This window comes from Pseudomonas brassicacearum (assembly GCF_009601685.2).
In the GTDB taxonomy this organism is placed as follows: domain Bacteria; phylum Pseudomonadota; class Gammaproteobacteria; order Pseudomonadales; family Pseudomonadaceae; genus Aquipseudomonas; species Aquipseudomonas kilonensis_B.
In genome coordinates this window covers 5,705,665-5,718,486 of sequence record NZ_CP045701.2, presented here as the reverse complement: position 1 = coordinate 5,718,486, position 12,822 = coordinate 5,705,665, and the positions used below count along the sequence as shown (strand labels likewise).

The 12,822-nt window shown below is 61.7% G+C and carries 12 protein-coding genes; 5 read left to right on the top strand and 7 right to left on the bottom strand.

Going from position 1 to position 12,822, the window contains the following annotated elements; translation table 11 throughout:
• Window positions 1-31 precede the first annotated feature (31 nt).
• Together GFU70_RS24800 and GFU70_RS24795 are read right to left on the bottom strand one after the other, a co-directional pair.
• On the bottom strand, window positions 32-979 hold the full coding sequence (locus tag GFU70_RS24800) for an alpha/beta hydrolase (protein WP_153388939.1): 948 nt from the start codon (window positions 977-979) through the stop codon (window positions 32-34).
• A complete protein-coding gene (locus GFU70_RS24795; RefSeq protein ID WP_116641285.1) occupies window positions 980-1,864 on the bottom strand; it encodes a neutral zinc metallopeptidase in 885 nt (294 codons plus the stop codon).
• Window positions 1,865-2,118: 254 nt separating this feature from the next.
• Between GFU70_RS24795 and GFU70_RS24790 the strand changes: the two genes are divergently transcribed.
• The gene (locus GFU70_RS24790; protein WP_153388938.1) at window positions 2,119-2,997 is read left to right on the top strand and encodes a DMT family transporter; all 879 of its coding nucleotides are present in this window, start codon (window positions 2,119-2,121) and stop codon (window positions 2,995-2,997) included.
• A gap of 135 nt (window positions 2,998-3,132) precedes the next feature.
• Here GFU70_RS24790 and GFU70_RS24785 read toward each other — a convergent pair whose 3' ends face one another.
• The gene (locus tag GFU70_RS24785) at window positions 3,133-4,470 is read right to left on the bottom strand and encodes an MFS transporter (RefSeq protein ID WP_058546761.1); all 1,338 of its coding nucleotides are present in this window, start codon (window positions 4,468-4,470) and stop codon (window positions 3,133-3,135) included.
• A gap of 278 nt (window positions 4,471-4,748) precedes the next feature.
• Here GFU70_RS24785 and quiC point away from each other — a divergent pair, with 278 nt between their 5' ends.
• Both quiC and GFU70_RS24775 read left to right on the top strand, forming a co-directional pair.
• Window positions 4,749-6,650, top strand: coding sequence for a 3-dehydroshikimate dehydratase QuiC (gene quiC / locus GFU70_RS24780; protein WP_153388937.1), 1,902 nt, complete (start codon window positions 4,749-4,751; stop codon window positions 6,648-6,650).
• Between the two features lie 103 nt (window positions 6,651-6,753).
• Complete coding sequence (locus tag GFU70_RS24775) at window positions 6,754-7,431, top strand: TetR/AcrR family transcriptional regulator (protein WP_116641287.1); 678 nt, start codon at window positions 6,754-6,756, stop codon at window positions 7,429-7,431.
• Window positions 7,432-7,484: 53 nt separating this feature from the next.
• Here the strand turns inward: GFU70_RS24775 and GFU70_RS24770 are convergent, their stop codons facing one another.
• The 4 genes from GFU70_RS24770 to GFU70_RS24755 all read right to left on the bottom strand — a co-directional run bounded on the left by GFU70_RS24770 (window position 7,485) and on the right by GFU70_RS24755 (window position 11,429).
• Entirely contained in the window at window positions 7,485-8,336 is an 852-nt protein-coding gene (locus tag GFU70_RS24770) for a shikimate dehydrogenase (protein WP_413468830.1), read from the bottom strand.
• 5 nt (window positions 8,337-8,341) lie between these two features.
• On the bottom strand, window positions 8,342-8,782 hold the full coding sequence (aroQ, locus tag GFU70_RS24765; protein WP_003205806.1) for a type II 3-dehydroquinate dehydratase: 441 nt from the start codon (window positions 8,780-8,782) through the stop codon (window positions 8,342-8,344).
• A gap of 275 nt (window positions 8,783-9,057) precedes the next feature.
• Window positions 9,058-10,137, bottom strand: coding sequence for a tRNA (uridine(54)-C5)-methyltransferase TrmA (gene trmA / locus GFU70_RS24760; RefSeq protein ID WP_153388935.1), 1,080 nt, complete (start codon window positions 10,135-10,137; stop codon window positions 9,058-9,060).
• Complete coding sequence (locus tag GFU70_RS24755; RefSeq protein WP_058543680.1) at window positions 10,134-11,429, bottom strand: NCS2 family permease; 1,296 nt, start codon at window positions 11,427-11,429, stop codon at window positions 10,134-10,136. Before GFU70_RS24755 ends, trmA begins: the two co-directional genes overlap by 4 nt.
• A 204-nt stretch (window positions 11,430-11,633) precedes the next feature.
• Between GFU70_RS24755 and GFU70_RS24750 the strand changes: the two genes are divergently transcribed.
• Both GFU70_RS24750 and GFU70_RS24745 read left to right on the top strand, forming a co-directional pair.
• The gene (locus GFU70_RS24750; protein ID WP_153388934.1) at window positions 11,634-12,089 is read left to right on the top strand and encodes a DUF4879 domain-containing protein; all 456 of its coding nucleotides are present in this window, start codon (window positions 11,634-11,636) and stop codon (window positions 12,087-12,089) included.
• Between the two features lie 151 nt (window positions 12,090-12,240).
• Window positions 12,241-12,807, top strand: coding sequence for a DJ-1 family glyoxalase III (locus tag GFU70_RS24745; protein WP_116641292.1), 567 nt, complete (start codon window positions 12,241-12,243; stop codon window positions 12,805-12,807).
• Window positions 12,808-12,822: the final 15 nt, after the last annotated feature.

The window sequence follows — 12,822 nt, the reverse complement described above, 5'->3', positions numbered from 1 at the left end:
CGCGATAGGTCCCTGTCATTCACTACAAAACTCACTGACCAAACAACACCTTCAACCCTTCAGGCGAAGTCAACATCCCATCCCCATCATGCCCGACCCCAGGCACTTCGATCAGCCGCTGGTTCAACCCCACGGGATGGCGCCGGGTCAGGTAGTCAAAAAAGAAATGACCGCGCAATAACCGATACGGCCCCTGGGTTTGTGCTTCGCAGCCTTTATCCAGTGCTGGATGTTCCGGGTTGGTGTCTTGCTGCCCGAGCAAATAGACGATGTCGCGCTTGACGTAGTTATCTTCCAGTTGCGCAGGCGTTTGCCCCGCCGCATAGGCTGGCAAGTTCTGCAGGCCGTACTTCCAATGATTGAAGCCAGGGCAACTGGCAGGGTCGAACGCCATGGGCCGTTGCGCATCGAAGTAGGCATAGGACGACGGATTGGCGATGACAAAGCGCGGGTTGATCCGGTATTGGCCGTGGGCGAGCAGGGCATAGCGCTGCACGACCTGGGCGCCGCCGGAATGGCCGGCGATGACGATTTCTTTCACTTCGGGAAACTGCTGCCGGTCACTGACTCGCGCAATGATGTCATCCAGTACCTGGAAGGAACTGACTGGACTCGGCCCTGTGGATAAACCACCGGCCATCCAGTCGTTGCCTTGCCAGCGCAGGAGGTCATTGGGCAATTGATGGCGCGCCACGTCCTGTTCGTTGAGAAACTGCGGGGCGATGATCAGGGTGGTGCCCAGTTGCCCGGCCTGCCCGGCAGCCTTTTCGGCGCTGTGCAGGTAGGTATCGGCATTGCGCAGCCGGCCGTGGAGGATGATCAGCACGCGCTGGATGGACGCCGGCGGTGGGCTTACGCCGACGGCCATGGCGCCGCCCTTGAACTGTAGTCGCCCTTGGGCGACCACGTTGACGCCGTGTTCATCGGCCTGGGCAACGGCGTAGCACAGCACCAGCCCGATCAACGCCCCCCACTTCATCTACAGGGCTTTCGCCGCGAACGTGTCGCACTGGTTGACCTGGCCCTGGGCGAACCCGGTCTTGAACCAGCGCACGCGCTGCGCCGAAGTGCCGTGGGTGAAGGAGTCCGGTACCACGCGGCCCTGGCCTTGTTGCTGCAAGCGGTCATCGCCGATGGCATTGGCGGCGTTCAAGGCCTCCTCGACGTCTCCCGGCTCCAGCCAGTTCAGGCGTTTTTGCGCATGGTTGGCCCACACACCAGCCAGGCAATCGGCCTGCAACTCCTGGCGTACCAACAAGCCGCCATCGCCCTCCATCTGCCGGCCTTGCTGGCGCGCTTCCTGGATTTTCGCCGACACGCCGAGCAGCGTCTGCACATGGTGTCCGACTTCGTGGGCAATGACATAGGCCTGGGCGAAGTCCCCGGCGGCAGCGAAGCGTTGGGACATTTCCTTGAAGAAACTCATGTCCAGGTAGACTTGCCGGTCTGCCGGGCAATAGAACGGACCGGTCGCCGAAGAGGCAAGGCCGCAGGCCGAGTTGACCCGACCGCTGAACAACACCAGTTTGGGTTGCTGGTATTGGCGTCCGGCCTGCTGGAAGACCTGGCCCCAGGTGTCTTCGGTGTCGCCGAGGATCGAGCGCACGAACTCGGCCTGTTCATCGTTGGCCGGCGGTGCCTGGCGGGTTTGTGAAGTGGCAGGCGCGGACGAGTCCATCTGCCCGGCCAGTTGTCCGAGAATCTGCATCGGGTCCTGGCCGGTGATCCAGCCGATGCCGACGATCAGGAGGACGGCCGTCAGGCTCAATCCCTTGCCGCCGCCGAAACGCATCCCGCCACCACCCCCACCGTCACCGCGAGCGTCCACCACGTTGTCACTGCGGCGACCTTTTTTCCATAACATGTGGAAGTCCTCTGAATGACCCTGCAAAAAATGACTGCTGTGGCGGTGAGTCTAGCTTTCAGGCGCCCAAGGCGCGCGCCGCGTTTGATGAGTTGTCAGGCAACGGACACGGGTTTTGGTTCAGCGGTGAGCCAATCCTGCCTGGCTGCGCAATTTTCATTACACTGCGGATTCAGAACTTATCGGTATTCTCGCTGGCCCAAAAACTGCACCGTGCGCCACGGCCCTTATATCAAGCAACGCAGGTTTCCCTCATGACCGTCAGCACTCCGCTCTCCGGCGTCAATCAGCCTTTCAAGGGCATCGTGCTTATTCTGGTCGCAACGTTCCTGTTCTCCAGTCATGACGCCTTGGCCAAATATCTTTCGGGTTTTTATCCGATCATCATGGTGGTCTGGGCGCGTTACATGGTGCATACCTTATTGATGGCGGGCATTTTCCTGCCGCGCTCGGGGCTGCGGGTCCTGCGTACCAAGCGTCCTTTGTGGCAACTGGCCCGGGCGCTGTGCCTGCTGGGCACCAGCCTGTTCTTCACCACCGCGTTGTTGTATATCCCGCTGGCCGAGGCGACGGCGGTCAACTTCCTCGCGCCTGTGCTGGTCACCGCGTTGTCGGTGCCATTGCTGGGCGAACACGTGACACGCGGCCAATGGATCGCGGTGATCTTCGGCTTTATCGGGGTGTTGATCATCGTCCATCCGGGCGGGGACCTGTTCACCCCGGCGGTAATATTGCCGTTCTGTTCGGCGCTGTTCTTCTGTTTCTACCAGTTGCTCACGCGCAAGCTCAGCGAGATCGACAGCCCGACCACCAGCAACTTCTTTGCCGGCCTGTGCAACACCTTGGTGATGAGCGCGCTGGTGCCGTTCTTCTGGCAAGTGCCGAGCCTGTTGCACGGTGCGATGATGCTGGCGCTGGGAGCTTGCGGGATGACCGCGCACCTGATGTTGACCCAGGCCTTCCGCTTTGCCGCCCCGGCGCTGCTCGCGCCGTTCGGGTACTGCCAGATCGTGTTTGCCGGGTTGCTGGGCTGGTTGCTGTTCAACCATACGCCGACGCTGACCACCGTGGTGGGCATCACCTTGATCTGCTTGAGTGGGTTGGCGGCGGCGTGGCAACAGCGGCGGGCGTAATACGGATTGGGAAGGGATCAATTGTGGAAGCAAGATCAGTTGTGGGAGCAAGGCTTGCCCGCGATGAAGACGATGCGGTCCCAAGTGAACCGAGGCGCCTGCATCGCGGGCAAGCCTTGCTCCCACAGACTGGAATCAGTTTTCCAGCGTAGGCACCTTGCGCGGTGCCATGAAGTACAGCCAGGTCAGGGCAATGAAGTACATCGCCGGGATCAGGGTGAACAGCACGGTGTAGTTGTTGTGGGTGATCGTGAGGATGTGGCCCACCAGTTGGGTCATGAACATCCCGCCGATGGCCGCGCACATGCCGCCGAAACCGAACACCGTACTCATCATGTGCTTGGGCGTGTAGTCCATGACCAGGCTCCAGATGTTGGCGGTCCAGGCTTGATGCGCGCCGATGGCAAGCGAAATGGCAAACACCGCCACCCACAGGTCGCTTGCGCCTGCGGCCATGATCACGCCGATGATGCAGCAGGCGAACAGCAGCATGGACATCAGTCGCGCCTTGATCGGGTTGAGACCACGGCCGATCAGGAACGAAGACAGGATGCCGCCGCCCACGCTGCCGAAGTCGGCGGTGAGGTAGATGATGATCAGTGGGATGCCCATCTGGGTCACGTTGATGCCCAGGTTGTATTGCTGGTTCAAAAACGGCGGCAGCCAATAGAGGTAGAACCAGAACACCGGGGCGGTGATCGAGTAGGCCAGGGCGAACGCCCAGGTGCCGCGCATGCGCAGGATGCGTGAGAACGGCACGCGGACCTGGTCCGGTTCGTCCTGGGCCTGGATGTAGTCCAGTTCCGATTGCTTGACGCTGGGATGGTCTTCGGGGTTGAAGTATTTCAGGCCCCAGAACAGCAGCCAGATCCCGCCCAGCGCAGCCATGCACAGGAACGCGGCCTGCCAGCCCCACACGTGCAGGACCAACGGCAGCAGCATCGGGGTGAACATCGCGCCGACGTTGGTCCCGGCGTTGAAGATACCGGTGGCCACGGCTCGCTCGCCCGCCGGGAACCACAGCCGGGTGGTCTTCACGCAAGCGGGGTAGTTGGCGGCTTCGGTGAGGCCGAGGATGAAGCGGCAGACCATGAAGCCCACCGCCGAAGTGGCCAGGCCGTGGGCACCGGTCGCCAGGCTCCAGAGCAGCACGGCGCAGAAGAACACGCGCTTGACGCCGATCCGGTCGATCAGCCGCCCTTGCAAAACGAAACCGACGGCATAACCGACCTGGAACCAGAAGTTGATGTTGGCGTAGTCCATCGCCGTCCAGCTCATTTCCTTGGCCAGGATAGGCTGCATGACGCCCAGGGCAGCGCGGTCGATGTAGTTCAGGGTCGTGGCAAAAAACACCAGGGCGAGCATGCTCCAACGGGTCTTGCCCACGGCCATGGCGCCGCGGATCTTGTCACCGATGCTGCCGGTGGCGGCTCCCAGGCCGGGGGCCAGGCGGGAACTTTGGGAAGGGATCATAGCGTGTACCCGTTTTGAAATTCTTATGGTTGGTCTGGGTCTGTCCATCGAGGTCGGCAGGGCCGGCATCAATGTGGAAGCGATGGTGCGCAGTGAGCAAAAAATCGTCAATTCGGCAATCGGCATTTTGTTCGATAATCGCCCAAAAAACTAACCGAATGGTACATATTAAATTGCTGAAAAAAACCTGCAGCACAATAATCGGCTCACTCTTTCAAGAGCATTTTTCAAAAGCGGCGCAGCTTCTGTAGCCGATGCCTGTCCCGGGAGCCGAAGTCATGCAGCGTTCCATTGCCACCGTATCCTTGAGCGGTACCCTGCCGGAAAAACTCGAAGCCATTGCCGCCGCCGGTTTTGACGGGGTGGAAATCTTCGAGAACGACCTTCTCTACTACGATGGCAGCCCTCGGGAAATCAGGCAGATGTGCGCCGACCTGGGCGTCGCCATCACCTTATTCCAACCGTTTCGCGACTTCGAAGGCTGCCGCCGCGATCGCCTGTCGCGCAACCTGGAACGGGCCGAGCGCAAGTTCGACTTGATGCAGGAACTGGGCACCGACCTGGTGCTGGTGTGCAGCAACGCCTCGGCCGACAGCGTCGGTGACGAACAGATGCTCATCGATGACCTGCGCCTGCTGGCCGAACGGGCCGGTGCGCGGGGCTTGCGTATCGGTTATGAAGCGCTGGCCTGGGGCCGGCACGTCAATACTTATCAACAGGTCTGGAACATCGTGCGCCAGGCCGACCACCCCAGCCTCGGCGTGTTGCTCGACAGCTTTCATACTTTGTCCCTCAAGGGCGATCCAAGCGCGATCGCCGAGATTCCCGGCGACAAGATATTCTTCGTGCAAATGGCCGACGCGCCGATCCTGGCCATGGACGTCCTGGAATGGAGCCGGCATTTCCGTTGTTTCCCGGGGCAGGGCGAGTTCGACTTGCCGGGTTTCCTGGCGCCGATCATCAAGAGTGGCTACACCGGGCCGCTGTCGCTGGAAATCTTCAACGACGGTTTCCGCGCCGCGCCGCCACGGGCCAACGCCGCCGACGGCCTGCGCTCGCTGCTGTACCTGGAAGAAAAGACCCGCCAGCGCCTGGCTGAAGAAGCGCCCTCCATGGGCAATGCCGACATCCTGTTCGCCACGCCGCCGGCCAGCGAGTACGAAGGCATCGAATTCCTCGAGTTCGCCGTGGACGATAACCTCGGCGCCAAGCTGTCCCATTGGCTGGAGCGGCTGGGGTTCGTCAAGGCTGGGCAGCATCGTTCGAAGAATGTGAGCCTGCTGCGCCAGGGCGATATCAACCTGATCCTCAACAGCGAACCGTACTCGTTCGCCCATAGTTTTTTCGAAGCCCACGGACCTTCGTTGTGCGCCACCGCCGTGCGCGTGAAAAACAGCGCCAGCGCCCTGGAGCGGGCCGTTGCCTACAAGGGCCAGCCTTATCGTGGGTTGGTGGGGCCCAATGAGCTGGAGCTGGCGGCGGTGCGCGCACCGGACGGCAGCCTGATCTACCTGGTGGACCAGCAGGCCGATGTCTATGGCACCGATTTCAATCTGCAACCGGGGGCGGTCATTGGGGCCGGGCTCAAGCGCATCGACCACATGGCGATGGCGCTGCCGGCCGACAGCCTCGACAGTTGGGTGCTGTTCTACAAGAGCCTGCTGGATTTCGAGGCCGATGACGAAGTGGTCTTGCCCGACCCTTACGGCCTGGTAAAAAGCCGTGCGCTGCGCAGCCGCTGCAGTTCGATCCGCTTGCCGCTGAACATTTCCGAGAACCGCAACACCGCGATCTCACACGCGCTATCGAGTTATCGTGGCTCCGGCGTGCATCACATCGCCTTCGATTGCGATGACATCTTCGCCCAGGTCAGTCGTGCCAAAGAGGCCGGTGTGCCGTTGCTGGACATTCCGCTCAACTACTACGATGACCTGGCCGCGCGTTTTGATTTCGACGACGAGTTCCTCAGCGAATTGGCTTATTTCAACGTGTTGTACGACCGTGATGCCCAGGGTGGCGAGCTGTTCCACGTCTACACCGAGCCGTTCGAGGGGCGTTTTTTCTTCGAGATCATCCAGCGCAAGAACGGTTACGCGGGCTACGGCGCCGCCAACGTCGCGGTGCGCCTGGCGGCCATGGCCAAGTCGCGCAGCGGTGGCCTGCGGCACGCCAAGTTGTAGGGAAATCGTAAACGCTGCGGTAAAGGGCAGTGCCGTGGCTTCCTTCACTGCGCGGTGCGGCCCATAATCGCCGATCTGTGCAGTGATGGCCGTGAGCCCCGCAATGACTATGAATTCAGAACTTTCCGCTGCCCTCGACGAACCCGTCGCCACGCCGCGCAAGAGTCGCAAGAACAACCCGGAGAAAACCCGGGAGAACATTCTTCAGGAAGCCATCGTCGAGTTCGTCCAGCAGGGCCTGTCCGGAGCCCGGGTCGACGCCATCGCCGAGCGCATCCACACCTCCAAGCGCATGATCTACTACTACTTCGGCAGCAAGGAGCAGTTGTACGTCGAGGTGCTGGAAAAACTCTATGGGGATATCCGCACCACCGAGAGCCGCCTGCACCTGGCGGAACTGGCCCCGGTCGATGCGATCCGGCGCCTGGTGGAGTTCACCTTCGACCACCACGACCGCAACGTGGATTTCGTGCGCATCGTCTGCATCGAGAACATCCACAACGCCGAGTACGTGAAGCAGTCAGGCGCGATCAAGGCGATGACCAATACCATCCTCGATTCCCTGGGCGTGATCCTGCGGCGCGGCGCTGAAGAGGGCGTGTTCCGTGCCGGCCTCGAGCCGTTGGATGTGCATCTGCTGATCAGCTCGTTCTGTTTTTACCGCGTGTCCAATCGCCAGACGTTCGGTGAGATTTTTCAGATCGACCTGTCGGACGAAGCGATCAAGCAGCGGCATCGTGAGATGGTCTGTGAATCGGTATTGAGATACTTGCAGGCCTGACGCCGGACCTAATGTGGGAGCGAGCAAGCCCGCTCCCACAGTATCACTGGATACTAGTAGTTCATGCTCTGGAAATGTGCCAGCATCCGCTGCGTATCGGGCGCCACGCCGCTGAACAGTTCGAACGCCTTCACGGCCTGGAACACCGCCATGTTGCCGCCATCCAGGGTGCGGCAGCCGACTGCGCGGGCGTTGCGCAGCAGTTCGGTTTCCAGCGGGAAGTAGACGATTTCCGCGACCCACAATGCGCCGCGCAACAGCTCGACCGGCACTGGCATGCCCGGTAGTTTTGCCATGCCCATGGGCGTGGTGTTCACCAGGCCGTCGGCCTCGGTCATGGCGGTGGGCAGGTCATGCCCGGGGCGGGCGCGGCCAGTGCCGAAGTGTTGATTCAAGTTGTTGGCCAGCGCCTCGGCACGGCTGACCTCGACGTCAAAAATGCTCAGGGTTTCTACGCCTTCCATCAACAACGCATGGGCCACCGCCGCGCCGGCACCACCGGCGCCCATCTGGACCACGCGCCTGCGCGCCACATCCCCAAGGCCGCGCCGAAAACCTTCGGCGAATCCCAGGCAGTCGGTGTTGTGGCCGATGCGCTTGCCGTCCTTGAGCACCACGGTATTGACCGCGCCGATACCACGGGCCTCGGGTGACAACTCATCGAGCAGCGGGATGATCGCCTGCTTGCAGGGGAAGGTGATGTTCAGGCCGGTGAAGTCCATGCGTTCGGCGGCCACCAGTAGATCGGCCAGGGCGCCGCTGTCGAGTTTCAGCGCATCGAGGTCGATCAGCCGATAGAGATAACGCATGCCTTGGGCATCGCCCTCATGTTCATGCAGCGCAGGCGTGCGAGAGGCCTGGATGCCCGCGCCGATCAGGCCGGCCAGCACAGTGATATTCGACATGCTCATCAACCCTTCAACCGCTGACTGAAATGTTCAAGGGCCAGGCGATAACCATGGCTGCCAAACCCGCACATCACGCCAATGGCGACGGATGAGACGAAGGAGTGATGACGGAAGGTTTCCCGGGCGTGAACGTTGGACAGGTGGACTTCGATGACCGGTACCTCGCTGGCCACCAAGGCATCGCGGATCGCCACGCTGGTGTGGGTCCAGGCCGCCGGGTTGATGACGATACCGGCGCATCGGCCACGGGCGCCGTGAATCCAGTCCAGCAGCTCACCTTCCTGGTTGGTCTGGCGAAACTCCACCGCCAGGCCGAATTCTTCAGCGGCGCGACCGCACAGTGCCGAAATGTCAGCCAGGGTTTCATGGCCATAGGTCGCCGGCTCGCGGGTGCCGAGCAGGTTCAGGTTCGGGCCGTTGAGCACCAGAACGATCGGAGGCATCGCAATTTCTCCACATTTTTATTGTTGGTGTCGGCGAGGTTTCAGCCGCTGGAGATAAATTGTACTAGATGGTTAATTTGGTCAAATAAAGCCGCCGACATCGGCCAATAAGTGTTCGATGATCGAACATGACCTTGCCAAGAGAGGAGGGAGGGCAATTGTGGCGAGGGGATTTATCCCCATGTAGGAGCTGCCGAAGGCTGCGATCTTTTTGATCTTCGCTTGAGACTCAAGTGTCTGGAGAAAGATCGCAGCCTCGTTACACTCGTCAGCTCCTACCGCCGAGTCAGCAACACCCCGGACTCCATGTGATGGGTCCAGGGAAATTGATCGAACAACGCGCAGCGCGTGATGCGATGGGTATCGTTCAGTTGCGCGATATTCGCGGCGAGGGTGTCAGGGTTGCAGGAGATGTACAGGATGTTGTCGAAACGCCGGGTCAGTTCGCAGGTGTCCGGGTCCATGCCGGCGCGAGGCGGGTCGACGAAGACGCTGCCGAATTCGTAGCTTTTCAGGTCGATGCCCTGCAGGCGACGGAACGGCCGGACTTCGTTCAGGGCTTCGGTCAGTTCTTCGGCGGACAGGCGTACCAGCGTGACGTTATCCACCGCGTTTTCGCTGAGGTTGCTCAGCGCGGCGTTCACCGAGGTCTTGCTGATCTCGGTAGCCAGCACTTTGCGCACGCGGGTGGCCAGGGGCAGGGTAAAGTTGCCGTTGCCGCAGTACAACTCCAGCAGATCGTCATTGCGATCGCCCAGCGCGTCATAAGCCCAGTTGAGCATCTTCTGGTTCACCGTGCCGTTGGGCTGGGTGAAGGCGCCTTCGGGTTGGCGATAGCTGAAGGTGCGCGCGCCGACCTCGAGTTTCTCCACCACGTAGTCATGGCCGATCACCTCGCGCTTGCCCTTGGAGCGGCCAATGATGCTCACGCCCAGGTCAGCCGCCAGTTTCGAGGCGGCAGCGTGCCAGTGCTCGTCCAGCGGGCGGTGATAACACAGGGTGATCATCGCATCACCCGCCAGGGTGGTCAGGAATTCCACCTGGAACAGCTTATGGCTCAGGGGCGCGCTGGCTTGCCAGGCGGCCTTGAGTTGCGGCATCAACTGGTTGATGCGCAGGCTGGCGATGGGAAACTCCTCGATGAGGATCGGTGTGCGCTTGTCGTCCTGGGAGAACATTGCGTAGTGCCGTTCACCGGCCTCGCGCCACAGACGGAACTCGGCGCGCAGGCGGAAGTTCTTCAGGGGCGAGTCGAACACCGCAGGTTCTGGCGCATCGAACGGCGCCAACAGGTCACGCAAGCGGGTGACCTTGTCCTGGAGCTGGGCGGCGTAGGCTTGGGAATCAAAAGTCATGCGTTGAACCAACCCAACTTGATCACGAACAGGATCGACAGAATGACCAGCGCCGGGTTCAGCTCACGGCCACGGCCGGACACCAGTTTGATGGCGGTCCAGGCGATGAAGCCGAAAGCGATGCCGTTGGCGATGGAATAAGTGAACGGCATCGCCAGGGCGGTCACCACCACTGGCGCGGCGACGGTGATGTCGTCCCAGTCGATTTCCGCCAGGCCCGAGGTCATCAGCACGGCGACGAACAACAGGGCTGGGGCGGTGGCGAAGGGTGGGACGCTGGCGGCCAGTGGCGAGAAAAACAGCGCCAGCAGGAACAGGATCGCCACGACAACGGCGGTCAAGCCGGTGCGGCCGCCGGCGCTGACGCCCGCCGCCGACTCGATGTAGCTGGTGGTGGTGGAGGTGCCCAGCAGCGAGCCGGCCATGGCGGCGGTGCTGTCGGCGATCAGCGCACGGCCCATCTTCGGCATGTGGCCGTCCTTGCCCATCAGCCCGGCGCGCTTGGCGACGCCGATCAGGGTGCCGGAGTTGTCGAACAGGTCGACGAACAGGAAGGCGAAAATCACGCTCACCAGGCCGATGTCCAGGGCGCCCTTGATGTCCAGTTGCAGGAAGGTCGGGGCCAGGGACGGCGGCATGGACATCACGCCGCCGAACGGCGTGAAGCCCATCAGGATCGAGACGAGGGTGACCGCCAGGATGCCGATCAACACTGCGCCGCGTACTTTCAAGGCTTCCAGGGCAACGATCAGGACAAAGCCGAGGGTCGCGAGGATCGGCGCCGGTTGTTTCAAATCGCCGAGGCCGACCATGGTCGCCGGGTTTTTCACCACGATGCCGGCGTTATTCAAGGCGATCAGCGCCAGGAACAGGCCGATACCGGCGGCAATGGCTGAACGCAGCGGCAGCGGGATGCTGTTGATGATCCATTCGCGGATGCGAAAGATCGACAACATGAAGAACAGCACGGCGGAGATGAATACCGCGCCCAGCGCCACTTGCCAGGTGTGGCCCATGTGCAGGACCACGGTGTAGGTAAAGAAGGCATTCAGGCCCATGCCCGGCGCGAGGGCGATCGGGTAGTTGGCGATCAGGCCCATGACCGTGGAGCCGATGGCCGCTGCCAGGCAGGTGGCGACGAACACCGCGCCCTTGTCCATGCCGGTTTCGCCGAGGATGCTCGGGTTGACGAACAGAATGTAGGCCATGGCCAGGAACGTTGTGACGCCCGCCAGGATCTCGGTCCGCACGTTGGTGTTATGTGCCTTGAGTTGAAACAGCCTTTCCAGCATGTCTGCTCCCCGTGGCGCGCCCGGCGCCGTGAATGTATCGACCTCAACAGCAAAGCACAGGTCGCCAGCGGCGCCCGGGAATTTTCTGTGGGTCGGAAAAAGCCGCGCATCATACCAGCAGCGTAGCGTTGTGGCTGCGATCGTCGTCGATGTTTTGCCAACGCGCCAAGTGGGCCATACTGCGCGCGGTTCCGGGAGGTCTCTATGTATTGCATGAATAAAATGCTGATGGCGGCGATGGGCTGCATGCTGGGCCTGTGGTTGCCCGGGCAGGCGGCGGATGCCGCGTCGGCGCCACCCCTGAGCGAGGTCAAGGTGCTCAAGGTCGAGTCGCCGGCCTGCGGCTTCGAGGACATCGTCCCAGGGCAGGCGCAGACGCGTTGCGATCACAGTGGCCCGAATATCAAGGTCTACGTGCTGGAGGTCGGTTACGGCCGCCAGCCCCATGTCACCCTGGACGGCTTTGAAGTCGACGGCACCCGCTCGCCCGTGTGTGCGTACAGTAATGGCAACCTCAACGACTGTTCCGTGCGGACCAAAGTTGTCGGCTATGTGTACATCTTCGACCTGAAGGGCAAGCAGGAAGGCACCTTCAGCTTCAGCAACATCTCGATCAACGCACCGGGCAACCGGATGTCGACCCAGCTGTACATCAAATAACCGCTGTGCCCGTTAGGCGACGTGTAGGAGCTGTCGAGCGCAGCGAGGCTGCGATCTTTCCCCCGGACGCTTGAATCTCAAGCGCATATCAAAAGATCGCAGCCTTCGGCAGCTCCTACACTACAAGCATCACCCAGCGGAGAAAGCGCCCATGATGCCTGGAACCAAGATCCCCCGAGCCTTGATAGCGGTCGCCGAGGGTGTCGACGACTTGCAGACGGTCACCCTGATCGATGTGCTGCGTCGAGCGCAGATCGAAACCGTGGTGGCGAGCATCGAAGGGCGGCGGATGCTCACCTGCGCCCGCGGCACGCGCCTGACGGCCGATGGCATGCTGGTGGACGTGCTCGTGCAGGACTTCGACCTGGTCGTCCTGCCGGGCGGCATCATCGGCGCCCAACACTTGGCTGCCCATCAGCCGCTGCAACAACTGATCAAGGGCCAGGCCGCCACCGGACGGTTTTTCGCCGCCATCGCCGAAGCCCCGGCCCTGGCGCTGCAGGCATTCGGCGTCCTGCGCCAGCGGCGCATGACCTGCCTTCCGGCGGTGAGCCAGCAACTGTCCGGTTGCAGCTTCGTGGATCAACCCGTGGTGGTGGATGGCAACTGCATCACGGCCCAGGGTTCGGCCGCCGCCCTGGCGTTTGCCTTGACGCTGGTGGAACAACTCAGTGGCAAGGGCGTGAGAGGCGTGGTGGCGGCGGAATTGCTGGCCTGACATTCTTCAGCGGGC